Source organism: Agromyces protaetiae, assembly GCF_030866785.1.
GTDB classification, from domain to species: Bacteria; Actinomycetota; Actinomycetes; order Actinomycetales; family Microbacteriaceae; genus Agromyces; species Agromyces silvae.
The window spans coordinates 2,851,164-2,875,483 of the sequence record NZ_CP133018.1; the positions used below are offsets into that span (position 1 = coordinate 2,851,164).

Annotated in this window: 18 protein-coding genes; 5 read left to right on the top strand and 13 right to left on the bottom strand. The window is 70.9% G+C overall.

Annotated features, from left to right (window positions below):
* Positions 1–66: 66 nt before the first annotated feature.
* The 3 genes from QU602_RS13110 to QU602_RS13120 form a co-directional block, all read right to left on the bottom strand.
* Positions 67–1,212, bottom strand: a complete 1,146-nt coding sequence (locus QU602_RS13110; RefSeq protein ID WP_308796909.1) for an Rv2578c family radical SAM protein — start codon at positions 1,210–1,212, stop codon at positions 67–69.
* A gap of 233 nt (positions 1,213–1,445) precedes the next feature.
* Positions 1,446–3,263 (bottom strand): ABC-F family ATP-binding cassette domain-containing protein, encoded by a 1,818-nt coding sequence (locus tag QU602_RS13115; protein ID WP_308796910.1) that lies wholly within the window; start codon positions 3,261–3,263, stop codon positions 1,446–1,448.
* Between the two features lie 374 nt (positions 3,264–3,637).
* Entirely contained in the window at positions 3,638–5,116 is a 1,479-nt protein-coding gene (locus QU602_RS13120) for a malate:quinone oxidoreductase (RefSeq protein WP_373692817.1), read from the bottom strand.
* Positions 5,117–5,295: 179 nt separating this feature from the next.
* On the opposite strand from QU602_RS13120, the gene QU602_RS13125 reads away from it, so the two are divergent.
* Positions 5,296–6,417 carry a glycoside hydrolase family 6 protein gene (locus QU602_RS13125; protein WP_308796912.1) on the top strand — a complete coding sequence of 374 codons (1,122 nt, stop codon included), beginning with the start codon at positions 5,296–5,298 and terminating at the stop codon, positions 6,415–6,417.
* Positions 6,418–6,592: 175 nt separating this feature from the next.
* Complete coding sequence (locus QU602_RS13130) at positions 6,593–7,624, top strand: winged helix-turn-helix transcriptional regulator (protein WP_308796913.1); 1,032 nt, start codon at positions 6,593–6,595, stop codon at positions 7,622–7,624.
* A gap of 115 nt (positions 7,625–7,739) precedes the next feature.
* Here the strand turns inward: QU602_RS13130 and QU602_RS13135 are convergent, their stop codons facing one another.
* Positions 7,740–9,242, bottom strand: coding sequence for a glycosyltransferase family 2 protein (locus QU602_RS13135; protein WP_308796914.1), 1,503 nt, complete (start codon positions 9,240–9,242; stop codon positions 7,740–7,742).
* 146 nt (positions 9,243–9,388) lie between these two features.
* Here QU602_RS13135 and QU602_RS13140 point away from each other — a divergent pair, with 146 nt between their 5' ends.
* The gene (locus QU602_RS13140; protein WP_308796915.1) at positions 9,389–10,030 is read left to right on the top strand and encodes a hypothetical protein; all 642 of its coding nucleotides are present in this window, start codon (positions 9,389–9,391) and stop codon (positions 10,028–10,030) included.
* Between the two features lie 7 nt (positions 10,031–10,037).
* Here the strand turns inward: QU602_RS13140 and QU602_RS13145 are convergent, their stop codons facing one another.
* From QU602_RS13145 to QU602_RS13160, 4 genes are all read right to left on the bottom strand, one after another.
* Complete coding sequence (locus tag QU602_RS13145; protein ID WP_308796917.1) at positions 10,038–11,192, bottom strand: GGDEF domain-containing protein; 1,155 nt, start codon at positions 11,190–11,192, stop codon at positions 10,038–10,040.
* Entirely contained in the window at positions 11,189–12,829 is a 1,641-nt protein-coding gene (locus QU602_RS13150) for a sensor histidine kinase (protein ID WP_308796918.1), read from the bottom strand. The genes QU602_RS13145 and QU602_RS13150 overlap by 4 nt, the downstream gene beginning before the upstream one ends.
* A 66-nt stretch (positions 12,830–12,895) precedes the next feature.
* Entirely contained in the window at positions 12,896–13,951 is a 1,056-nt protein-coding gene (locus tag QU602_RS13155; RefSeq protein WP_308796919.1) for an aspartate-semialdehyde dehydrogenase, read from the bottom strand.
* A 151-nt stretch (positions 13,952–14,102) separates the two neighbouring features.
* Positions 14,103–15,377: an aspartate kinase gene (locus tag QU602_RS13160; protein ID WP_308796920.1), complete on the bottom strand. Its 1,275-nt coding sequence runs from the start codon at positions 15,375–15,377 to the stop codon at positions 14,103–14,105.
* 181 nt (positions 15,378–15,558) lie between these two features.
* On the opposite strand from QU602_RS13160, the gene QU602_RS13165 reads away from it, so the two are divergent.
* Entirely contained in the window at positions 15,559–16,053 is a 495-nt protein-coding gene (locus QU602_RS13165) for a hypothetical protein (protein WP_308796921.1), read from the top strand.
* A gap of 51 nt (positions 16,054–16,104) precedes the next feature.
* On the opposite strand, the gene QU602_RS13170 is transcribed toward QU602_RS13165, so the two are convergent.
* The 3 genes from QU602_RS13170 to QU602_RS13180 form a co-directional block, all read right to left on the bottom strand.
* Positions 16,105–16,467, bottom strand: coding sequence for a nuclear transport factor 2 family protein (locus tag QU602_RS13170; protein WP_308796922.1), 363 nt, complete (start codon positions 16,465–16,467; stop codon positions 16,105–16,107).
* Between the two features lie 630 nt (positions 16,468–17,097).
* Positions 17,098–17,694 (bottom strand): recombination mediator RecR, encoded by a 597-nt coding sequence (gene recR / locus QU602_RS13175; RefSeq protein WP_308796923.1) that lies wholly within the window; start codon positions 17,692–17,694, stop codon positions 17,098–17,100.
* Between the two features lie 3 nt (positions 17,695–17,697).
* Positions 17,698–20,379, bottom strand: coding sequence for a DNA polymerase III subunit gamma and tau (locus tag QU602_RS13180; protein WP_373692818.1), 2,682 nt, complete (start codon positions 20,377–20,379; stop codon positions 17,698–17,700).
* A gap of 116 nt (positions 20,380–20,495) precedes the next feature.
* On the opposite strand from QU602_RS13180, the gene QU602_RS13185 reads away from it, so the two are divergent.
* Entirely contained in the window at positions 20,496–20,867 is a 372-nt protein-coding gene (locus QU602_RS13185; protein ID WP_308796924.1) for a TraR/DksA family transcriptional regulator, read from the top strand.
* Positions 20,868–20,909: 42 nt separating this feature from the next.
* Here QU602_RS13185 and QU602_RS13190 read toward each other — a convergent pair whose 3' ends face one another.
* Together QU602_RS13190 and pta are read right to left on the bottom strand one after the other, a co-directional pair.
* On the bottom strand, positions 20,910–22,127 hold the full coding sequence (locus QU602_RS13190; RefSeq protein WP_308796925.1) for an acetate/propionate family kinase: 1,218 nt from the start codon (positions 22,125–22,127) through the stop codon (positions 20,910–20,912).
* Positions 22,124–24,316 (bottom strand): phosphate acetyltransferase, encoded by a 2,193-nt coding sequence (pta, locus tag QU602_RS13195; RefSeq protein WP_308796927.1) that lies wholly within the window; start codon positions 24,314–24,316, stop codon positions 22,124–22,126. Before pta ends, QU602_RS13190 begins: the two co-directional genes overlap by 4 nt.
* Between the last annotated feature and the right edge of the window lie 4 nt (positions 24,317–24,320).

Consider the following 24,320-nt stretch of genomic DNA (forward strand, 5'->3'; position numbering starts at 1 on the left):
CGTCCACGGGATTATCGCACCCGCGCTGCCCCCGCTCCGACACGGCCCACGGAACGGCGCGCCGCCTCAGAACAGCGCGGCGGGATCGGGCGGCGGCGCGAACTCGGGCGCGACGAGACCGCGCCGCGCGCGGTCGGCCCCCGCGGCCGCGCGGGCCGGAACACCGACGGGCGGAGCATCCACCCCCGGGGTCTGACCGGGCCGGGCGCCGAACCGGAACGCGCTCGAGCGCACGCCGCCGGTCGCCGGGTCGGCCGCGCGCGTCGGCAGACCGTGCGCGCGAAGAATCGGCCGCATGCGCTCGGCGAGCCACGCCCGGTACGCCTTCGGCGCGTACGCGTTGCGGCCGTAGTACATCGACCGGTACTTCGGCTCGAGTTCGGGGTGCTCGCGCTCGAGCCACTGCATGAACCAGGGTTTGACCGAGCCGCGCAGGTGCAGCGCGGCCCAGGTGACGCTCGTCGCGCCGGCCGCCTTCGCCTGCCGGACGGCGTCGTCGAGGTGGGCTCGCGTGTCGGTCAGGTAGGGCAGGATCGGCATCATGAACACCCCGCAGTCGAAGCCGGCCTCGCGCACCGCGGTGACCGTGGCGAGCCGCGCCTTCGTACTGGGCGTACCGGGCTCGACGGACTGCTGCAGCTCGTGGTCGTACACCGCGATGGACATGGCGAGGTCGACCGGCACGTGCTCGGCCGCCCGTCGCAGCAGCGGCAGGTCGCGGCGCAGCAGCGTGCCCTTCGTCAGGATGCTGAGCGGCGTGCCGGAGGTGGCGAGGGCGTCGATGACACCCGGCATGAGCGCGTAGCGCCCCTCTGCTCGCTGATACGGGTCGGTGTTCGTGCCGAGCGCGACGTGGTCACGTCGCCACGACGCCTTCGCGAGCTCTTTACGCAGCACGTCGACGACGTTGACCTTCACGATGATCTGCCGGTCGAAGTCGTCGCCGGCGTCGAGGTCGAGGTACTCGTGCGTGGGGCGTGCGAAGCAATAGCTGCAGGCGTGCGAACACCCGCGATACGGGTTGATCGTCCACGCGAACGGCATGGCCGACGCGCCGGGCACGTGGTTGAGAGCGGACTTGGCGAGCACCTCGTGAAAGGTCACCCCGGCGAAGTCGGGCGTCTGCACCGACCGCACCAGGTTGTTCAACCGAGCGAGCCCTGGCAGCGTGTCCGTCTGCTCGACCCCGAGTTCCTGCCCACTCCACCGCACTCCCTCATTCGAACATATGTTCGAACGTCACGCAACTCGCCGCGCCGGCACGCTCTCGCACGAGACATCCACTCACCGTCCAACCCACCCAACGCCGCACACACCCCCTGCCACACATGCCCCACTTTCCCAACTCAGGAACAACGGCCGTGCCGACGGCGTGTCGTCGCCGCCGGCACGGCGCGCCGCGCGGAAATTCCTGAGCAAGGAAAGAGCGAACCGCACTCAGACGGTCAGGCCGCCGGCTGCGGAGCGAGCACGCGCCCGCCCGCGAGCCGCAGCTCCGGCCCCGACCAGCGGGCGCGCAGCCAGCGGTCGTGGCTGGCGATCACGACCGCGCCCGGGTAGGCGCCGAGCGCCTCCTCGAGCTCGGTCGCGAGCGCGAGCGACAGGTGGTTCGTCGGCTCGTCGAGCAGGAACACGTGCGGCGGCCGGGCGATCACGAGCGCCAGCGCGAGCCGGCGCTGCTGCCCGACCGACAACGCCCCGACCGGCCGGTCGAGGTCGCGCCGCGCGAGCAGCCCGAGCCCCGACAGCGGCACCTGCTCGGCCCGCCGCTCCCCCAGCGTCCGCTCGTACAGCGCCCGCGCCGAGGCATCCGGATCGGCGAACCGCACATCCTGCTCGAGCAGCCCGACCCGCAACCCGCGCCGACGGTGCACGACGCCGCCGTCAGGCGCCACACGCCCGGCGAGCAGGCCGAGCAGCGTCGACTTGCCGGCGCCGTTCGCGCCCGTGACGAGCAGCCGCGCCGTCGGCGTGAGCTGCAGCGTCTCGAGGTGCAGCCGGTCCCCGACCGAGACATCCGCCACCTGGATCAGCAGGCCCGCCTCGTCGGCGAGCGCGTGCGACCCCGACGGGATGCCCGCGAACGCGAGCGGCGCGGGAGGCTTGCGCACCTGCTCGCGTTCGAGCGTGTCGAGACGCAGCTGCGCGTTGCGCACCCGGCGACTCACCTGCGATTCGACGCGATTGCCGATATTGCCATAGGACATCTTGTTCCGGTCGCGCATCGGTGCATTGTGCGAGACGTTCCGCGCGGTCTCGACGACCGAGACGCGCAGGTTCCGAAGCTCGTCCTGCTCGTCCTCGTACTGCCGCCGCCAGCGTTCGCGCTCGGCGCGTTTGACGTCGAGGAACTCGGAGAACGTGCCGCCGAACACCTGCCCGCCGGCGCTCGCGAGACCCGCGTCGCGGGCCCCCGCGCCGGACGCCCCGTCCCCGGCGAGCGCGAGCGCGCCCTGCCGACCGGGATCGAGGTCGAGCAGTCCGGTCGCCACCCGGTCGAGGAACGCCCGGTCGTGGCTCGCGAAGAGCACCGGCCCGCGCCACGCGCGAAGCCGCTCCTCGAGGAACGCCGCAGCGGCGTCGTCGAGGTGGTTCGTCGGCTCGTCGAGCAGCAGCGCGTCGGGCGCGCGCAGCAGCAGGGCCGCGAGCGCGAACCGGCTGCGCTGGCCGCCCGACACCTCGCCGATGCGCCGGTCGAGGGCCAACTCACCCACACCGAGCCCCTGCAGGAGCTCGTCGCGTCGCGCCTCGGCCGCCCAGATCTCGGCGCGTTCGGCCGCGTCGAGCGCGGCCGCATAGCGAGCGGATGCCTCGTCGGCGGACCGTTCGTCGGCGCCCTCGACCGCCAGACCGGCGGCGGCCGCGTCGAGCTCGCGCTCGATCGCACGCACCTCGGCGAGCGCATCCTCGAGGATGTCGCCGACGAGGTCGTGATCCGCGAACGGCACCTCCTGCAGGAGCAGGCCGATGCGCGCCGGGCGCGAGAGGGCGCCGTCGACGAGGGCGCCGTCGACGAGGGCGCCGTCGACGGTCGAGTCACCCGCTGGTCGGGTGGCGACCGACGAACGAGGACGCGTATCGAGACCCGTGCCCGCCAGGGTGCGCAGCAGCGTGGACTTGCCGACGCCGTTCTCGCCGATGAGACCGATGCGGTCGCCCGGCGAGACGGTGAAGGAGAGATCGGCGAACACAATGCGTTCGCCGTAGGCGACGGAGAGCCCGTCGGCCCGGAGATAGGGAGAGATCGAAGAACGTACAGCCATGGGGAACCCCATTTCGCGAAGGGCTCCCGGGGGCGCGCACAGCGCGCGACGGCGCAACGGTGCACCGGGCGGCGTGCAGGCGATGGCGCGCGCCCCGGGAGCAAAGGATGAATCCCGCCGGGCATTCGCCGTCGGCCGATGGGTGTGCACGACATGCTGTCGCGATTCAGGCTGTGTTCGGTCAGGCGGTACCTGAGCGAACGACGAGCACACCCGGAGTCAACGGCGCCTCAGGCGCGGGACGATGGGATGTGCTTACTTCATAGCGGAAACGACCGTACCAGATCGTCGCGCGGAACGCGAGGATGCATCGCGCGACAGCGCGACAGCGCGACAGCGCGACAGCGCGGCGGCGCGGTCGGCGCGGGCCGGAGCTAGGCCGTGAGCTTGAGCGCCTTCGCGGTCGCGGCGAGCGACTCCGCCGCCACGGCCGGGTCGTCGTTCAGCGTGCGGCCGTAGTGCGGGATCATCTCGCGGATCTTCGGCTCCCACTCGGCCATGCGGTCGGGGAAGCAGCGCTGCAGCAGCCCGAGCATGATCGGTGCGGCCGTCGACGCGCCGGGCGAGGCGCCCAGCAGGCCGGCGATGGTGCCGTCGGCCCCGGTGATGACCTCGGTGCCGAACTGCAGCACGCCACCCTTTTCGGGGTCCTTCTTCATGACCTGCACGCGCTGACCGGCCGTGATCAGCTCCCAGTCCTCGGCCTTCGCGGTCGGCATGAACTGGCGCAGGGCCGCCATCTTCTTGTCGCGCGACGCGAGCAGCTCACTAATGAGGTACTTCATGAGGTCGAAGTTCTTCGCCGCGACCTGCAGCATCGGGCCGAGGTTGTGCGCGCGCACCGAGAACGGCAGGTCGAACCACGTCGAGCTCTTCAGGAACTTCGGCGTGAACCCGGCGAACGGCCCGAAGAGCAGGGCGGTGTCGCCGTCGACGATGCGGGTGTCGAGGTGCGGCACCGACATCGGCGGTGCGCCGACCGCGGCCTTGCCGTAGACCTTCGCCTTGTGCTGCGCGACGACCTTCGGGTTCGTGGTGCGCAGGAACTGGCCGGAGATCGGGAACCCGCCGAACCCCTCGATCTCAGGGATCCCGGCGTGCTGCAGCAGCGCGAGCGCGCCGCCACCGGCACCGACGAACACGAACCGCGCGCGCACCTCGTCGGGCGTGCCGCCGACGAGCCGGCGGAGTCTCAGCTTCCAGCTGCCGTCCTTCTGCCGGTCGAGCCAGGTGACCTGGGTGTCGGTGTTGATCTGGGCGCCGCGCCGCTTCAGGTCGTCGAAGAGCGAGCGGGTCAGCGAGCCGAAGTCGACGTCGGTGCCCGACTCGATGCGGGTCGCGGCGACCTTGGCCCGCGGGTTGCGCTTCTTCGCGAGCAGCGGGGTCCACTCGGCGATCTGGTCGAGGTCTTCGCTGTACTCCATGCCGGCGAACAGCGGCTGGTCCTTGAGCGCGGCGAACCGCCGACGCAGGTACTTCACGTTCGGTGCGCCCTTGACGAAGGTCATGTGCGGCGTGGAATTGATGAACGTCGAGGGGTCGGGCAGGTCGCCCTGTTCGACGAGGTGCGACCAGTACTGACGGCTGATCTGGAACTGTTCGTTGATGCTGATGGCCTTGGCCGGGTCGACCGACCCGTCCTTCGCCTCTGGCATGTAGTTCAGCTCGCAGAGCGCCGCATGACCGGTGCCCGCATTGTTCCAGGGGTTGGAGGATTCCTGGGCGACCTCACCCAGGCGCTCGTAGACGCGGATGGTCCAGTCGGGCTGGAGCCGCGAGATGAGGGAGCCGAGCGTGGCGCTCATGATGCCCCCGCCGATGAGCACGACGTCGACGGTTTCGTCAGAATGCACGACCGCCAGTCTATGTCGACCTGAGACGGTCGTCGGACCGTGGCCACTCGAGGCCCGTCGCCCGCGCGGGCGAGCGCATTCCACGAACCCCAATAGGATGGCCGAAACGGGGGTACTGGCGCTCGGGGAGGGAGCCGCTCGACGTGACCGATGAGGTGACGCCGAACGATCGATCGCGCGTGCGACACGTTCGCGACGACGAGGTGTACATTCGCCGCGTCGGCGAGCCCTTCAGCGGGCCGGTTCCGGTCGCGTCGACGGATGCCTCGGCCCCATCGGATGCCTCGCCGCGGACCAGGCGGCGTCCCGCGAAGCCCGCCGCGCCCGCGCCGACTCCGCCGCCTTCGGCGCCACGACGATACTCCGGCGTGATCCTGCTCGTCACCATTCTCGTCGTGGCCGCCGCGGTCGGCGCGACGGCGTGGTGGGCGATGGCGCAGAGCACCGATCACGTGTTCGCCGGACGCGCGCTCTACGTGGATCGGGACTCGTCGGCCGCGGTCGCGGCGGAGACCACCCGGTCGGCGGCCGAGCGCGAGGCGGCCGAGCTGATCGCGGCCCAGCCGACCGGCATCTGGCTCACACCCGAGCGGAACCCCGCCGGCGAGGTCGCCTCCACGGTGCGCTCGATCGTCATCGCGTCGAAGAGCGCCATGCCCGTGTTCGTCGTCTACGGCATCACCGACCGTGATTGCGGCGGCCAGTCAGCCGGCGGGCTCCCACCCGACGACTATCTCGAGTGGGTCGATGAGATCGCCGACGCCATCGGCCACACCCAGGCGATCGTCGTGCTCGAACCCGACGCGCTCGCGCTGGCCCCCGAGTGCGGCGATGCCGCGGGCCGCGCCGAGCTGGTCGGCGAGGCTCTCGCGCGCCTCGAGTCGAGCGGCGCGATCGTCTACCTCGACGGCGGGCACTCGAACTGGCTGCCGGTCGACGAGATGGCCGAGCTGCTCAGCGCGGCGGGCGTGGACCGGGCGCGCGGCTTCGCGACGAACGTGTCGAACACCCAGACCACCGACGCCGAGTCCGCCTACGCGACCGAGCTGTCGGCCGCCCTCGGCGGCGCGCACGCGGTCATCGACACCTCCCGCAACGGCAACGGCCCACCCGCCGACGCCGAGTGGTGCAATGCTCCGGGCCGGGCCCTCGGCGAGGTCCCGACCATCGTCGAGGATCCGGTCGTCGACGCACTGCTCTGGATCAAGCCGCCCGGCGAGAGCGACGGCCGCTGCAACGGCGGGCCCGCGGCCGGCGAGTGGTGGCCTGAGCGCGCCATCGAGCTCGCCGGCACCGGCTGACCGGGACGTCGCCGCCGCGACACCGTACGACCGCTTCACCTGCACCACCGCACCACACGAACCACGCACCACGCGAACCACGCACCACGCACCACACGAACCACGCACCACACGAACCACGCACGACACGAACACGCACGGCAGCACCGCGCCAGAAGCACACCGGGGGAACGACATGGCCACCACCGACCACCGCGTCGCCGTCATCATCGAAGACGATCCCGACATCCGCCGCCTCCTCGTCGAGGTGCTCGAACAGGCCGGCTTCGAGACGCACAGCGCGGGCAACGGTCTCGAGGGCGTCGAACAGGTGCGCCGGTACAACCCCGGACTGACCACGCTCGATGTGAGCATGCCCGGCATCGACGGGTTCGAGGCGGCCAAGCGCATCCGCGCGATCAGCGACACGTTCCTCATCATGCTCACCGCGCGCGGCGACGAGATCGACACCCTCATGGGTCTCGAGTCCGGCGCCGACGACTACATGGTGAAGCCGTTCCGCCCGCGCGAGCTGCGCGCACGCGTCGACGCGATGCGTCGCCGGCTCGAGCGCGAGCGCATCGCCGCAGAACAGCGGGCGGATGCCACGCAGACCGCGCCGATCGTCGGCGTCGCGCCGGCCACGGTCACGCCGCCAGAGGGACTCGTGCTGCCCGAGGCATCCGTCACCGTCACCGTCACGACGCCAGGCGCCCCGACCGCGCCGACCCCCTCCGCAGAGCCGACCGCGCCTGCGGCGCCGGCCGCGAATCCCTCCCCCGCGGCACCAGCGGCCGCCACGCCCGTCGCCGGAGCGCCGGCACCCGCGGGCGACGCCGCGCCCGCGGGCGACGCACCCGACGCCGCCGACCCGGCCGAGTCCGGCGCGGGCGACGATGACGGATGGCTCGAACACCGCGGTCTGCGTCTGCATCCCGAGATGCACCTCGTGACACTCGACGGCGCCGGGGTCGAGCTCACCCGCAGTGAGTTCGAGCTGCTCTACCTGCTCTTGACCACCCGCCGCCGCGTACGCAGCAAGGCCGACCTCGCCCTCGCGCTCCGCGGCGAGAGCTACGTGACCTCCTACTACGTGAGCGAGGCCGACAAGCGCGCGGTCGAGGTGCACCTCGCGAACCTGCGTCGCAAGCTCGGCGAGAGTGCCACCAACCCGCGCGTGATCGAGACCGTGCGCGGCGTCGGCTACCGCCTCACCGCCGACGAGTGACGTGTCAGGGCGCTGACCGAGTGGAGCGCACAGCACGAGGACGCGTATCGAGACCGGGGCAAGGGGTCTCGATACGCGTCACCGCTCGGTGTGGTCGCTCGTCAGCCGACGTGCGTCAGACCTTGTAGCCGTGGTGACGACGCACGAGGCTGCCGAACATGGTCAGGGTCTGCACGACCGTGATGATGCCGAGCACCGGCCAGCCGACCCAGAGGATCGACGACTGCACGACCGGGCTGAGCTGCGTCCAGATCGCGACCAGCGCGACGATGACGCCGAGCACCACCAGCAGCGGCGTGAGGTAGGCGTGACCGGCACCGCGCTCGGCCTTCGCCTGCGCCGCCCAGTTGTCGACCTGCTTGCGACTCGCGAACTTGCTCCACGCGCGGACGAAGTGACCGAGGCGGATCCACATGTAGATCTCAGCCGGGAACAGGAGCACCGCGAACAGCACGTCACGCGCCTTGCGGTTCTGCATCGACAGCGCGATGCGGAGGTTCAGCAGGATCGCGATCGCCGGCGGGATCAGCCAGATCGGGCTGAACACGAAGGCGCCGATCGAGAGCGACGCGACCAGCAGCGCGATGAACATGACGCGGGAGACGGCGTTCATGACCATCGAGAAGTTCTCGAGCCACCGGAGCCGCAGGTTCGGGTGGAACGGCTGCCCCTTCGTGTCGCCGCGCTGACCCGGCCACATGAGCTCGATCGCGCCGTAGTTCCACTTCACCTGCTGGGCGTCGAGCCCGCGCATGGTCGTCATGCCGCCGACGTCGGCGCGAGCACGCGCACTGATCTTCGTGAGGTATCCGGCGCTCTTGATCTGCAGCGACAGCAGGGAGTCCTCGACCTCGCTGTCCTTGACCCACGGCGTCGTCTGGTGGTTCGCGGTCATCGCGTCGCGCAGCGCCTTCGTGGCGAAGATCGAGTATTGGCCGCCCAGCACCGCCATGTTGCGGCCGCGCAGCATGTTCTGCATGTTGAACGCCGCGAACTGCGCGCGCTGGCCGGCGATGAGGAACGGGGCGACGAGACCCTTGAAGGGGCGGTCGTCGATCGAGTAGATCGCCGAGATGCCGCCGATGCGGCTGTCGGACACGATCTCCGCCTCGAGGAACTCGACCGCGCGCGGGTCGGCGACGGTGTCGCCGTCGACGCCGAGCAGGTAGTCCATCGTCTCGACGAGCGTGTAGCCGTAGTTCAGCGCGCCGACCTTCTTGTCGGGGTTCTTGCCGATGTCGTGCACGAACACCTCGGTGAACTGCTCGACGCCCTGCTCGTCCTGACGCGTGTGCAGGCCGGCGTACTTCGCCGCGAACTCGACCGTTCGGTCGGTCGTGTTGTTCACGACCACGTGGATCACGTCGGGCAGCCGGGTCTGGCCGAGCAGCGACTCGAGCACCTCGGCGATCGACTCCTCCTCGTTGTACGCCGGGACGATGCACCCGATGGTGGCGCGGTTGTCGGGAAGGGTTTCCACGACCGCGACAAAGTCATCCGCGTACGCTTCCAGTTCGGGTTCGGGAAGCGGCAGTGCCGACCGTGCGGGGTCACGACGCGACTGAGCCGGAATACCCGTCCGCGGGGCAACGGAGGGGCGGGCTGCGAGGTCGGTCATCACGGTCTCCTTGACTCTGGTGTTCCGCTGGGTGCATCATCCCGGCGATGTGTCGAGTCTGCAGGGGACACCGCGGGAAGCGCTCCGGAATGGGATAGCGTCAGCTCAAGATCAGCTCAAGATTCACGACACGAAAGGATCACCACGTGCGCTCGCGCCCTACCGCCCGCCGCATGACGTTCGCGATGGCGGTTGCGATCGCCGCAGCCGGTCTCGTCGGCTGCTCATCCGAGGTGCCCCCGTGGCTCGAGGGCCAGACCGAGACACCCGCGGCCACGACCGCGCCGCCGAAGACCGCCGTCCCGGTGCAGAACGACCTCGCCGCCGGCTCGGCCACCCGCACGGTGCCGATCGGCGCGATCACCCTCACGATCGACTACTGGTCCACGCTCACGATGGACCTCTGGACCGCGAATGCCTCGAAGCCGCTGAGCTTCTCGATCCGCGGCACGGTCACGCCCGCCGACGGCCAGAAGCTGTACCTCTCGCGCGTCACCGCGGAGACCGTGGTGCGCGACGCCGACGGTGAGGCGCTGCCCGGCGTGGATCCGATCGTGGACCAGAGCACGGTGGCGCCCGGCTACCTGATCCTCGACCCGTACACGTACAGCCAGACGTTCACGCTGCCACCGGTCGACCCAGAGGCGGCGAGCATCGAGGTCAGCATGCGGTACGAGCTGCTGCAGCAGTCGACCCCGACATCGGCGGACTATGCGAAACAGACCGCGGTGGACACGCTGACGATCGCGATCGCGCCGGAGCCGGCCGACGAAGGCGGGTCTCGCTAGCGACAGATCAGTCGGCGAGCACCACCGCGTCGCCGCCGCGCTCCCGGGCGGTCGCGGCCGCGTCGAACGCCGCGGCCACGAGCGCGTCATAGCCGTACCCGTGGGCGTCGGTGCCGGCGAGGCCGATACTCGCCGAGATACGCAGTCCCATCGCCTGCTCGATCGGCCGGTCACGGAGCCCCGACTGGATCGCGAGGCCGTTGCGCCGGGCCTCCTCCATACGGCTGTACGGTGCGACGACGAGCAGCTCGCCCGGGCCCACGGCGCCGATCGCCGCATTCGGCGTGCTGTAGCGGCGCACGCCGGCCGTGAACTGGGCGATGAGCTCGGTTCCCGTGGACCGGCCGAACGCGGTGTCGATGGATTCGCGCTCGTCGAGGCATACGCTCGCGACCACGAGCTGCTCGTCGTGGAAGTTCGCCCGCTCCAGCCAGTCCCCGACCACGGCACGGAACGCGGGCTCGGCGAGCACACCGTCGGCGGTGTACGCGCCGGTCGCGGCCGGGCGCTCCCCCACGCGCGGCACGCGCTCGGACTGCAGGATGACCATGCTCACGACCGTCACGATGACGAGCGCGATGATCACGAACGCCGACGCCTCGGTGCCCAGGAAGACCTGGAACACCATGCTGTCGGGCCCCGAGACGACGAAGACCCCGAACCGGGCCGCGTAGAAGAGCGCGACGACGACGAACATCGCGGTCAGCCCGCGCGCCGTCCAGTTCAGTCGCATCGGTGCACGCATCGACTCGATGGCGCCCATCACCGCGAAGCCGGCCACGAGCGCGAACATGAGCGGGCCACCGGCCCACGCACCCCCGTTCGGCCCCTCGGCGAGCACGGCGACCGCCGCCGCACCCGAGCCCACGATCGAGATCCAGGCGCGATCCCGGCGTCCGTTGTAGACGCGCGCGCCCGTCCAGAGCAGAGCCACGCTGAGCACCAGTGCGGAGTTCCCGGCCGCGACCGCCCACCACCCGTCCGGGATCGCGATCCAGATCGCGTAGGAGAACGACGCCAGGATCCCGGCCATGAACGACGCCGACCAGACCCGGCCGGCCGTGTCCGGCCGTCGCAGGAACGTATCGAGGATGAACATCACCCCGGCCACGATGATGACCGCGCTCGTAGCGAGCTGGATGGAATACAGGTCGATGTTCATTGCGTCGTTGGCCCCTCGAGCGGCAGGGTCACGAACACCGTCGTACCACTGCCTTCTTCACTGCTGATGTCGATGTCGCCGCCATGCCTGAGGATGAACTCGCGCGCGATACCGAGCCCGAGACCGCTGCCGTGCACCGTGCCCTGACGCACCGCGTCGGAGCGGTAGAAGCGGTCGAAGACCTTCGAGACCTCGGACTCCGGGATGCCGATGCCGGTGTCGCGCACGACGATCCATGCGGTGCCCTCGTTGGCGGTCACGCCGATCGTCACCTCACCGCCGTCGCGGTTGTACTTGATCGCGTTCGAGAGCAGGTTGTCGACGACCTGCCGGATGCGGAAGGCATCGACGCGCGCGATCGCGCTGTCCGCGCTCGTGACGTGCACGGAGATCCCGTGGTCGTCCGAGCGCGGGCGCAGCGCCTCGACCGCGTCGCGCACGATCTCGCTGAGGTCGGTCTCCGCGAGCACCAGCGCGACCGGCTGGTCGGCCTGCTTGGCACCCTGGAGGATCGAGGACACCAGCTCGAGCATGCGCTCGCCGTTCCGCTCCATGATCTTCAGGTTGCGTCGTACGCCATCGGACAGCGTGGGGTCTTCGAGTGAGAGGTCGACGTAGCCGAGCACCGACGTCATAGGGGTCCGCAGCTCGTGCGAGACCGAGGCCACGAGGTCGTCGCGCGCCCTGACGGCACGGAGCTCCGCCGTGACATCCCTCGCGACGATCACGCTCCCGTCGGCCTCGCCCAGCTCGTCGTACAGGTTGCTCGCGGTCACCGCGACGGCACGCAGGTCGCCGCCGCCCGCTGCCGTCCACGTGATCACGTTCTCGAACTCCTCACCGGCGATCGCCCGGTTGAACGGCAGCTCGGGCCCGCTGAGCTGGGTCGCACGGTCCTCGGCGAGGAGCACGCCGTAGCGGGCCGCGTCGAGATCCGAGATGTCCAGGTCGTACAGCTTCGCGTAGGCACGGTTCATGACTGCACCGCGACCGTCACGGGTGAGTCGCACGACCCCGAACTCGACCGCGTTGAGCACCTCCGCGAGCAGCGCCTCCTGCCGTTTCGCGCGACGCAGCGCACGCTCGAGCTGCAGGGCCTGCGTACGCATGAGCGTCCGCTGCGCGCTCGCCCGCCGGCTCGTGAGCAACGAGCTCGTCGCGATGAACACGAGCGCGATCGGCAGCACGATGATGCTCGGGAGGCTCTCGGGCGTGAAGACGCGGCCGCCCATGATCTCGGAGACCCAGATGAAGGCACCGGCGAGCGCCAAGGCGAGCGTCGCGCCACGCAGACCGTAATAACTCGCGAGCCAGATCGTCGGGAACACCCAGAGCAGACCCACACCGCTCGTCGGTTCGCCGATGCGCACGAGGCCGATCATGATGGCGTCGAGCACCGGCACGAGCATGACCGCGGCGCGCGGCAGCCGGTGCCACGGCACGACGACCGTGACCCCCGTGACGATGAACGCACCGGTGATGCCCGCGAGCACGAGCGGCGACGTCACGAGCTCGGGAGCGAAGACCTGCAGGGTGAAGATGACGACGACGAAGACGACGCCGAAGAGGAGCTGCGAGAGGATGACGGAGCGGTCGAACGTCACGCGCGCACGGCGCGGCTCCCCCGAGACCCCCATGGCTCGAGCCTAGTGGGCCGTCGCCGGTCGAGAAGCGCGGCTCGCTCCTCGACCAGCTGACTCGGACTAGACGGCGGCGGGCAGCTTCGCCGCGACGAGCTCGGCGATCTGCACCGCGTTCAGCGCGGCGCCCTTGCGCAGATTGTCGTTCGAGATGAACAGCGCGAGGCCCTTGCCGTCGGGCGCGGACTGATCCTGCCGGATGCGGCCCACGTAGCTCGGGTCGTTGCCCGCCGCCAGGAGCGGCGTCGGGATGTCGGTGAGCTGCACGCCCGGAGCATCCGTCAGCACCTCGATCGCGCGCTCAGGCGTGATCGGGTTCGCGAACTCGACGTTGATCGACAGCGAGTGCCCCGTGAACACCGGCACCCGCACGCACGTGCCCGCGACACGCAGGCCCGGCAGCTCGAGGATCTTACGGCTCTCGTTGCGGAGCTTCTTCTCTTCGTCGGTCTCGAGGTCGCCGTCGTCGACGATCGATCCCGCGAGCGGGATGACATCGAACGCGATCGGCCGGGGGAACTTCACGGGCTCCGGCATCTCGACGGCGGAGCCGTCGTGCACGAGCGCGAGCGTGTCCTGTTCGAGCGCGGCCTTCGCCTGCTCGTAGAGCTCCTCGCCGCCGGAAAGACCGGCGCCCGAGACCGCCTGGTACGTCGAGACGATGAGCCGCTCGAGACCCGCCTCGCGGTCGAGCACCTTCAGCACCGGCATGGCCGCCATCGTCGTGCAGTTGGGGTTCGCGATGATGCCCTTCCTGGCCTCATCGATGGCGTGCGGGTTCACCTCGCTGACGACCAGCGGAACGTCAGGGTCCATGCGCCAGCCCGACGAGTTGTCGATGACCGTCACGCCGGCCGCGGCGAACCGGGGCGCCTGCGCCTTCGACGTCGTCGCACCCGCGGAGAAGATTGCGATGTCGAGACCCGTGGGATCGGCCGTCGTGGCGTCCTCGACGACGATCTGCTCGCCCTTCCACGGCAGGGTCGTGCCGGCCGAGCGCGCGGACGCGAAGTAGCGGATGGACGCGACCGGGAAGTCGCGCTCCTCGAGCAGCTTGCGCACGACCGCGCCGACCTGTCCGGTCGCGCCGACGACGCCGATGTTCACTCCGTGAGCCATGGTGTTCCTTCGTTCAGTGCTCGGGGCCGCGGGCGGCCACGATGCGGTGGGGCTTGGGTCCAGTCTGGAGGAGATCGCCTTGGAAACGGGAGGGAACCCGACGAGGCATCCGCTTCTGGCAGGAATTGATGGAGGACCGACGCGACCGGGGCTACCGGCCGGTGCCGGCGTGCACGACCGCGTCCTCGTCGCCGTCGAGCTGGAACGCCGTGTGCACCACACGCGCCGCCTCGTGCACACTGTCGGCCCGCGTCACGACCGAGATGCGGATCTCGCTCGTCGAGATCATCTCGATGTTGATGCCAGCCTCGGAGAGCGCCTCGAAGAGCTTCGCCGAGACGCCGCTCGCCGAGCGCATCGCGTTGCCGACGAGCGAGAGCTTGCCGATCTGGTCGTCGTACTGCAGCGACAGGAAGCCGACCTGCTCCTGCGCGCCCGCGAGCGCCGTGAGCGCCTTCTCGCCCTCGGCCTTCGGCAGGGTGAACGAGATGTCGGTGCGGCCGGTCGACGCGGCCGACACGTTCTGCACGATCATGTCGACATTGGCGTTCGTGCCCGCGACGATCTTGAAGATCTTGGCGGCGACACCCGGCTTGTCGGGCACGCCGACGACCGTGATCTTCGCCTCCGAGAGATCGACGGCGACACCGGCGATGACGGACTCTTCCACAGCTGCTCCTTCGGGGAGGCGCGAGGGGTCGTAGACGATGGTCCCCTCGGCGTTGTTGAACGACGACCGCACGTGCAGCGTCACACCGTGACGACGCGCATACTCGACCGCGCGGATGTGCAGGACCTTCGCGCCCGACGCGGCGAGCTCGAGCATCTCTTCGCTCGTGACCTTGTCGAGCTTGTGCGCCTTCTTCACGATGCGCGGGTCCGACGTGAACACGCCGTCGACGTCGGTATAGATCTCGCACACGTCGGCCTCGAGGGCGGCCGCGAGCGCGACCGCGGTCGTGTCACTGCCGCCCCGGCCGAGCGTGGTGATGTCGCGCGACTCGCGGCTGAAGCCCTGGAACCCGGCGACGATCACGATCGCGCCGTCGTCGAGCGCCTCACGCAACCGCACGGGCGTGACGTCGACGATGCGCGCGGCGCCGTGCGTGGCATCCGTGATCATGCCCGCCTGGCTGCCGGTGAAGCTGCGCGCGTCGTGACCCATGCTCTTGATCGCCATCGCCAACAGCGCCATCGAGATGCGCTCACCGGCCGAGAGCAGCATGTCGAGCTCGCGCGGGGCCTGGATCGGCGTCACGTCGTTCGCGAGATCGAGCAGTTCGTCGGTCGTGTCGCCCATGGCGGACACCGCGACGACCACGTCGTTGCCGGCCTTGCGCGTCTCGACGATGCGCTTGGCGACCCGCTTGATGCTCTCCGCGTCGGCGACGGACGATCCGCCGAACTTCTGGACGATCAAGCTCACGTGGTCTCCCAGGGGGTGTGTACGCGGGGGTGTGCGCCTCGACCTTGGGCCGGCGGCGCCGGAATGTTCATCATACGGCGCGGTGTATGCGCCCCTCGCCATGTGACGCGGGTGCGCGGCGCGGTGGTGCGGGGCGTGGCACTGCAGGTCCCCCGTGGCGCGAGGGCGATAGCATGCCGCCATGTCGGAGCTGCTGGACACCTGGAGCGAGTTCAACGTCGCGATGGTCGGTGCGACCGCGGCGCTCGCAGGTCTGCTGATCGTCGCGATGTCGGTCAACATCAGCACGATCATGCAGTCGAAGACCATGCCCGCACGGCTCGCGGCGTCGATCGCGGCGCTCGTGCTCGCGATCGTCGTCTGCGCACTCGGATTGATCCCCGGCCAGCCGCTCGTCGTCTATGGCCTCACGATCCTGGCGGCGACGCTCGGCGCCGGCGTGTTCCAGTGGCACGTGATCAGCCTGGTGTTCCGCCAGCCCGGCGTGCCGACGAACTACCGCATCGGCCAGAGCGCGGCCGGGGTGTTCCCGATCGTGGCATTCCTGCTGGGCGGGGGGCTCGTCGTGGCCGGCCAGGGAGAGGCGGGACTCGTGGCCGCAGCAATCGGCTCGATCCTGTCGATCATCGCCGCCCTGCTCATGGCGTGGGTCGTGCTCGTCGAGCTGCTCCGCTGACGCCTCGACCCGCGTTTCCCGACGCGCAGACCACGTGGGCGTGTGGCGATGTCAGGTGCGCGGGCGGGTCATGTACCACTCGGTGAAGTGGGTCGCGCGACCGTCGGGGCCGAGCCGGATGACCCACAGGTTGTCGTAGTCCTTCTCGGCCGGGTACTCGGTGCGGCCGGTGATGATCACGAGCTCGGGGGTGTCGACCAGTAGTCGCCAGTCGAACGCCCACGTGCCCGCGTCGTCCTTCGACTCGAGCCACGAGGCGATGATGACGTCGCGGCCGCGCGCGGCCTCTGGATCGTCGGGCCGGTACTCGTAGACCGCGTCATCGGTGAACAGCGCACCGATGTCGGCCGGATCGTTCGTCTCCCATGCCCGCACGTACCCCGCGACCCACTCTGCCCCTGCGCTGGCTGCCATGCCGCCATTCCACCGGCCCCGCCGCGCCGCCGTCAACCCCGGCCGCGCGCCTGCTCAGGAAGCACGCACCCGCCTCCGGCGTGCCGGGCGCCGACACGCCGACCCCACGCCAGTTCTTCCTGAGCAAGGAACAGTCAGCTCTTCCCTTCCCGGGCACGGAACACGGCAACGGCGCACGCCGCGGCCGCCCCGGTCCGACGCGGCCAGGCCCCGGGCCCGGCCTGGCCCGCGCCCCGGCCCGCGGCGACACGGCATCGAATCACCTCCGCGCCCGCGCCTGCTCAGGAAGAACGAACCCACCGCCGGCGCGCCGAGCGCCGACACGCCGACGCCACGCCAGTTCTTCCTGAGCAAGGAGAGGTTACGGGGCCGCGGTCAGTCGGAGCGGTGGACGAACCGGGAAAGCGGCGCCGCGAACCGGGATGGTGGCGCCACCCCACGGGACGCCACCGCCCTGCGAGACCACGGCGCCACCCCGCGAGACCACCGCGCGCGACCACCGCGCCACCGCGCGAGACCACGGCGCCACCCCGCGAGACCACGGTGCCACCGCGCGAGAAAACCCCGGGAGACCACGGCGCCACCCCGCGACACCACGGCGCCACCGGATGCCGGCGGCGGGTGTTCTGCTCAGCCGACGGTGCGGCGGCCCTCGAACGCGCGGCCGAGGGTGACCTCGTCGGCGTACTCGAGGTCGCCGCCGACCGGAAGGCCGGAGGCGAGCCGGGTCACCCTGATCTCGAGCGTGGTGAGCAGTCGGCTGAGGTAGGTGGCCGTCGCCTCGCCCTCGAGGTTCGGGTCGGTCGCGATGATGACTTCGACGACGGTGCCGTCGGCGAGGCGCTGCATGAGCTGACGGATGCGCAGCTCATCGGGGCCGATGCCGTCGATCGGGCTGATCGCGCCGCCGAGCACGTGGTAGAGGCCGCGGAACTCGCGCGTACGCTCGATCGCCACGACGTCTTTCGCCTCTTCGACCACGCAGATGAGCGTGCCGTCGCGCCGGGGATCGCGGCAGATCGCGCAGGTGTTCTCTTCGGAGACGTTGCCGCAGATCTCGCAGAACCGCACCTTGGTGCGGACCTCGGAGAGGATCTCGGCGAGCCGGCTCACGTCGAAGTGCTCGGTCTGCACGATGTGGAACGCGATGCGCTGCGCGGACTTCGGGCCGATGCCGGGAAGCCGCCCGAGCTCGTCGATCAGCTCTTGGACGATGCCTTCGTACACGGATCAGCCACGCTCTCCGAAGCCGGGGGCTTCGATCTCTTCGAGGAAGGTCGCGCCGAGCACCTCGCGCACGACCGCCTCACCGTACCGCTGAATGCCGTCACCGCTGCGCTGCGGGATCGGCCGCGGCGTACGCCCGGCGCGCGCTGCCGGCGCTGCGGCGGCTTGGGCGGGCGGCGTCGCACGAGCGGCTGACGCGGTGACGGATGCCCCGGTGGAGGCCGTCGGCGTCGGCGCGCCCGAACCGCCGCGGTCTGCCGGGAACTCCGGCGCGGGTTCGGGGCCGGGGTCGAACGGCGGTTCGATATCTTCTGGCGGCGCGTCGGCGTCGTTCGGCATGTCGTCGAATGCCTCGCGCCCCGGCGGTTCGGCGACCGCCGTCGCGGTTCGCGTCACCGTCGCCGGCGCAGTGCGCGCCTCGGCCGCGGACGCCTCGCCGGCCCCGTTCGCTGCCGGATCCGTCGGGATCGCGACGGTGGCCCACGAGTCGACCGGTCCGGTCGCGGTCGGTGCGGCCGCGTTCGCCGATTCGGCGTTCGCACCCTCGCCAACCGGCCCGGTGGCGCGCCCGGTGGTGACGTTCGAATCGCGGACCGGAGCGTGCGTCGGTGCGGCTTCGGCGGAGTACGCCGACGCCCCTGCCCGTGCGGGTGCCGTCGGCGGTGCCGGTTCGCGGGCGGGTTCCGGTTCGCCGGTTCGCACTGGACCGGCCGGTGACGGAGCGGTCGACGCGCCGCCGGAACCGTTCGAACCGTGCTCGGGGCTCGGCTCGTCGCCGGGGCCGTCGCCGGGATCGCCACCCGACCCGCGGTGGCCGGGGCCCTCGGCGCGGGCGATGAACTTGACGCGGACGCCGAGCACCTCGGCGATCGAGTTGCGCAGCAGCTCGCTCACGGACTGCCCCGGGGCGCCGCCGCGGAAGCCCGCGACATCCTGCTCGCTCGGGAAGCCGAGCACGAGGATGTCGTCGTCTCGGTAGTCGCGGACCTGCGCGGTGAATGCCACCATCCACGCGCTCCGCTTCGTGCGCTGCAGCGCGGCGAGCACCTCGGGCCACGCATCGCGAACCTGCTGGAGCGTGACGGGCCCGACCGGCTTCGCGCCGGACGCCGGCTCGGCGACGGTGACCGCTTCAGCGACCGACGGCTCGCCCGTGTGCGCACTCGTCGGCGCGCCGGACTCAGCCGGCGCGCCCTCGCCCGCACGCTGAACCGCACCGCGCTCAGCGGCACCACGCTCAGCCGCACCACGCTCAGCCGCACCGCTGCGTGCTGCGCCGGCGTCGGCGGTGTTCCACTCGACCGCGCCGGCCCCGGACGGCGTGGCCGACCGATCGCGCGCTGCGGCGGCGTCCGCGGGCACACCCGCACCCCCGGCGCCGTTCGCCCGAGCGGAGCCGGCGCCCGCCTCAGGCGCTCCGCGCCCGGCCTCGGCTCTGGCCGGCGTTGCGCGGGCCGCGGGCGCCGACCGCCCGCCCGCGTCGTCGGTGCCGCCGGCGCCCGCCCCAGGCAGGGAGCCGTCGACGCCCACGCGTCGCTCGAGTCGCTCGACGCGCGCCAGCGCGCCGCGCTCGGTCTCGTCCGAGCTCGGTACGAGCACGCGCGCAAGCATGAGCTCGAGGTGCAGCCGCGGTGAGGTCGCACCCGTCATCTCGGTCAGAGTCTGGTTGACGAGATCGGCCACGCGCGAGAGCTCGGCCTGCCCGAACGCCTTCGCCTGCGCGGCCATGCGTGCGAGCTCGTCTTCGGGTACGCCGCGCAGCACCGCGGCCGCGGCTTCGGGCGACGACGCGGCGACCACGATGAGGTCACGGAGCCGCTCGAGCAGGTCTTCGACGAACCGTCGGGGATCCTGCCCGGTCTGCACGACACGGTCGGCCGCGGCGAACGCGCCCGCGGCGTCACCCGCGCCGATCGCGTCGACGACCTCGTCGAGCAGTGCGCCGTGCGTGTACCCGAGCAGCGCGACCGCACGCTCGTAGTCGATGGTCGATCCTTCGGAGCCGGCCATGAGCTGGTCGAGCAGCGACAGCGTGTCTCGCGGCGAGCCGCCGCCCGCCCGCACGACGAGGGCGAGCACGCCCGGCTGGACCTCGATGTGCTCCTCGTCGCACAGCTGCTGCACATACTCGAGCATCGGCGCGGGCGGAACGAGGCGGAATGGATAGTGGTGCGTGCGCGACCGGATGGTGCCGAGCACCTTGTCGGGCTCGGTCGTCGCGAAGATGAACTTCACATGCTCGGGCGGCTCTTCGACCAGCTTCAGCAGCGCGTTGAACCCCTGCGGCGTCACCATGTGCGCCTCGTCGAGGATGAAGATCTTGTAGCGATCGCGCGCGGGCGCGAACACCGCCCGCTCGCGCAGGTCACGCGCGTCGTCGACGCCGTTGTGGCTCGCCGCGTCGATCTCGACCACGTCGAGCGAGCCGCCGCCGCCGCGCGAGAGCTCGACGCAGCTCGGGCACGTGCCGCACGGGGTGTCGGTCGGCCCTTCGGCGCAGTTGAGGCAGCGCGCGAGGATGCGCGCCGAGGTCGTCTTGCCGCAGCCGCGCGGGCCGCTGAACAGATACGCGTGATTCACCCGGTCGGTGCGCAGTGCCGTCATCAGCGGCTCGGTGACCTGGGATTGACCGATCATCTCGGCGAAGTTCTCAGGCCGGTAGCGGCGATACAGGGCGGTGACCACGCGTCAATGCTAGACGCCCCCACCCACAGGATCACCCGGCAGAGGACTACCATGCGAGAACGCGACGGATGCCACGTGCCGATGCCGCGCGACGGCGCCGACGGAAGGAGGCGGCGATGACCAGGTCGTTCACCCCGGAACGCATCGCCAAGTTCGAGCTCGCCCTGCTCGCCGAGCGACGCGAAGCCGAGAACCGGCTCGCCGAGCACCGCGAGGGCATGGCCGAGGTCCGGGTCGCGAGATCCGACGCGAACGCCGACGACGAGCACGACCCCGAGGGCCCGACGATGACCCAGGAATGGTCGCAGCGCACGGCGGTGCTCGCCGACGCCGAGTCCGAGCTCGCCGAGGTGCTCCGCGCCCTCGACCGGCTCGCCGACGGCACCTACGGCGTCTGCGCGCGCTGCGGCAAACCCATCATGGTCGCCCGGCTCGAGGCCCGCCCCACCGCGACGCTCTGCATCGACTGCGCCCGCCTCGTGCGCTGACGCACGAGGCCGGGCCGGGGTTCGATCTGTTCCGCGAGGACGTCAGCCGGCCTGCGGCCCGACCGCCGCGACGGTCTGGCGGGCGATCTCGAGCTCCTCGTCCGTGGGCACGACGAGCACCGCCGTGCGGGAGGCATCCGTCGAGATGCGCCGGGCGCCCGGCGCGCGCAGCCGATTGAGCTCGGGGGCGAGCTCGACCCCGAAGCCCTCGAGCCCCGCGAGCGACCACTCGCGCACGAGCGCCGCGTTCTCGCCGACGCCCGCCGTGAACACGATCGCGTCGACGCGGCCGAGCTGCGCCGCATACGCGCCCACGTATGAACGCACGCGGTGCGTGTAGACCTCGAGCGCCAGCGTGGCATCCGGATCGCCCGACTCGGCCGCCTCGACCAGGTCGCGCATGTCGGCGTGGCCACCCAGGCCGAGGATGCCGCTGCGGGAGTTCAGCAGGCGGTCGACCTCGCCGACCGACAGGTCGGCGCGCCGCTGCAGGTGCAGCAGGATCGCCGGGTCGAGATCGCCGGACCGGGTGCCCATGACGAGCCCCTCGAGCGGCGTCATGCCCATGCTCGTCTCGACCGACCGGCCGCCCGAGACGGCACAGGCGGATGCCCCGTTGCCGAGGTGCAGCACGATCATGCGCAGTTCCGCGGCGGGTCGGCCGAGGTACTCGGCGGCCGCACGCGACACGTACTGATGACTCGTGCCGTGGAACCCGTAGCGCCGGATGCGGTGCTTCGCGGCGACCTCACGGTCGATCGCGTAGGTGTATGCCGCCGGGGGCATGGTCTGGTGGAACGCCGTGTCGAAGACCGCGACGTGCGGCACATCCGGGAAGGCGCGCTGAGCCGCATCGATGCCCGCGAGGTTCGCCGGGTTGTGCAGCGGCGCGAGCGCCGAGAGCTCGTCGATGTTGATTTTCACGAGGTCGGTGATGATCGTCGGTTCGAAGAACCGGGCGCCGCCCTGCACGACCCGGTGCCCGACCGCGACCGGCGCGTGCGACGCGAGCGACGGACCGTGGGCGGCGAACGCCTCGAGCATGACGTCGAACGCGGCGAAGTGATCCGGTGCGTCGACCTCGAGGTCCCACGAGGCGCCCTCGCCGCCGTCCGCGGTCGCATCCGTGTGCCGCGCACGGCCACCCGTGCCGCCGATGCGCTCGACGAGTCCGCTCGCGAGCGTGCGCGAGGTGTCGACCTCGATGAGCTGGTACTTGAACGAACTCGAGCCCGAGTTCACGACCAGCACCACGCTCACGCCGGCTCCTCGACGACCGGCAGCGCCTCGACGGCCTGCACGCTCTCCGCGGCCTGGATGGCGGTGATCGCGACGGTGTTCACGATGTCCTGCACGAGCGCGCCCCGCGAGAGGTCGTTGACCGGCTTGCGCAGGCCCTGCAGCACCGGCCCGATCGCGACGGCGCCGGCCGAGCGCTGCACCGCCTTGTACGTGTTGTTGCCGGTGTTGAGGTCGGGGAAGATGAAGACCGTCGCCCGCCCCGCGACATCCGATTGCGGAAGCTTGGTGCGCGCGACGGCCGCATCGGCCGCCGCGTCGTACTGGATCGGCCCCTCGACCGCGAGCTCGGGTGCGCGCTCGCGCACGAGCGCCGTAGCCTGCCGCACCTTGTCGACGTCGGCGCCCGACCCCGACTCCCCCGTCGAGTAGGAGAGCATGGCGACCCGCGGCTCGATGCCGAACTGCGCCGCCGTCTGCGCGGAGGAGATCGCGATGTCGGCGAGCTGCTCGGCGGTCGGGTCGGGCACGATCGCGCAGTCGCCGTACACGAGCACGCGATCGGCGAGCGCCATGAGGAACACGCTCGACACGACCTCGACGCCGGGACGCGTCTTGATGATCTCGAACGACGGCCGGATCGTGTGCGCCGTCGTATGCGCCGCACCGGACACCATGCCGTCGGCGAGCCCGAGCTCGACCATCATCGTGCCGAAGTACGACACGTCCTGCACCCGCTCGCGGGCCTGCTCGAGCGTGACGCCCTTGTGCGCACGGCGCTTGCGGTACTCCTCGGCGAACTTGTACGACATCACGGGGTCGTGGCTGGAGATGACCGTCGCCTTCGACAGGTCGAGGCCGAGCCCGATCGCGCGCGAGCGGATCTCGATCTCTTCACCCAGGATCGTGAGGTCGGCGACCTCACGTGCGAGCAGCGTCGCCGCCGCGCGCAGGATGCGGTCGTCGTAGCCCTCGGGGAGCACGATGTGCTTTCGGGCGCTGCGCGCCCGCTCGAGCAACTGGTACTCGAACATGATCGGCGTGATCACGTCGGGCCGCGCGACGTCGAGCAGATCGAGGAGCCGTTGCGCGTCGATGTGCTGCTCGAAGAGCGCGAGCGCGGTGTCGCGCTTGCGCTGCGACTCGGCCGCGAGCCGACCGCGCGCCTGCGTGATCGCGACCGCGGTCGCGTAGCTGCTGAGTTCCGTGCGAATGATCGGCAGCTGCGCGCGGAGCCCCTCGATGAGCCGTTCGACCGTCTCGGAGAGCGGGAACCCGCCGACGAGCACGATGCCCGAGATCGACGGGAACGTCGCGGACGCGTGCGCGGTGAGGACGCCGAGCAGCACCTCGCTGCGATCGCCGGGCACCACGACGACGGCGCCCTCGATGAGCCGGGCGAGGACGTTCTCCATGCCCATCGCGGCGATCACGACCGCGAGCGCCTCACGGTTCAGCAGCTCGCTGTCGCCCGACAGCAGCTCGCCGTCGACCGCATGCATGATCGTGCGCATCGAGGGCGCGACGAGATAGCGGTCCTCGGGGATCGCCCACACGTGCACGCCGTCGGCCGTCACCGTGCGTGACGTGGCGACCTCGGTGCGGGCGGCGTGCGAGACCGCGTCGACGATCTCGTCGAGCCGCTCGGGGTCGGCGCGGTTGGCGACGATGCCGAGCAGGGTCGCGTGCTCGCGCGTGAGCTCGTCGACGGCGAGCTCGGCGAGCTGTGCCATCTCGTCGGGCGTGCGTGCGACCTCATCGCCGAGCTGCTCGGAGTGGCCGCGCCCTTCGGGCGCCCGCCCGCCGAGCACCAGGAGCACGGGCACGCCCAGGTTGGCCGCGATGCGCGCGTTGAACCACAGCTCGGTGGGGCTGCCGACGTCGGTGTAGTCGGTGCCGACGATCACGACCGCGTCGCAGCGCGCCTCGATCGCCTTGAAGCGGCGCACGATGGTCGCGAGCGCGCCCTCGGGGTCGGCATGCACGTCGTCGTAGCCGACGCCCACCGCCTCTTCGTAGTCGATCTGCACGACCGCTTCGTGGGCGAGCAGCAGATCGAGCACGTAGTCGCGTTCGTCGGTGGATCGGGCGACGGGGCGGAAGACGCCGACCCGGGTCACGCGTCTCGTCAGGGTCTCGAGCACGCCGAGTGCGACGGTCGATTTCCCGGTGTTGCCCTCAGCGGAGCAGAGGTAGATGCTGTGCGCCACGCGT

Coding starts and splice junctions, on each gene's coding strand:
- QU602_RS13115 (WP_308796910.1), bottom strand. CDS start 3,263: ATGGCTGTACGTTCTTCGATCTCTCCCTATCTCCGGGCCGACGGGCTC.
- QU602_RS13130 (WP_308796913.1), top strand. CDS start 6,593: ATGGCCACCACCGACCACCGCGTCGCCGTCATCATCGAAGACGATCCC.
- QU602_RS13135 (WP_308796914.1), bottom strand. CDS start 9,242: ATGACCGACCTCGCAGCCCGCCCCTCCGTTGCCCCGCGGACGGGTATT.
- QU602_RS13145 (WP_308796917.1), bottom strand. CDS start 11,192: ATGAACATCGACCTGTATTCCATCCAGCTCGCTACGAGCGCGGTCATC.
- QU602_RS13150 (WP_308796918.1), bottom strand. CDS start 12,829: ATGGGGGTCTCGGGGGAGCCGCGCCGTGCGCGCGTGACGTTCGACCGC.
- QU602_RS13155 (WP_308796919.1), bottom strand. CDS start 13,951: ATGGCTCACGGAGTGAACATCGGCGTCGTCGGCGCGACCGGACAGGTC.
- QU602_RS13165 (WP_308796921.1), top strand. CDS start 15,559: ATGTCGGAGCTGCTGGACACCTGGAGCGAGTTCAACGTCGCGATGGTC.
- QU602_RS13170 (WP_308796922.1), bottom strand. CDS start 16,467: ATGGCAGCCAGCGCAGGGGCAGAGTGGGTCGCGGGGTACGTGCGGGCA.
- QU602_RS13185 (WP_308796924.1), top strand. CDS start 20,496: ATGACCAGGTCGTTCACCCCGGAACGCATCGCCAAGTTCGAGCTCGCC.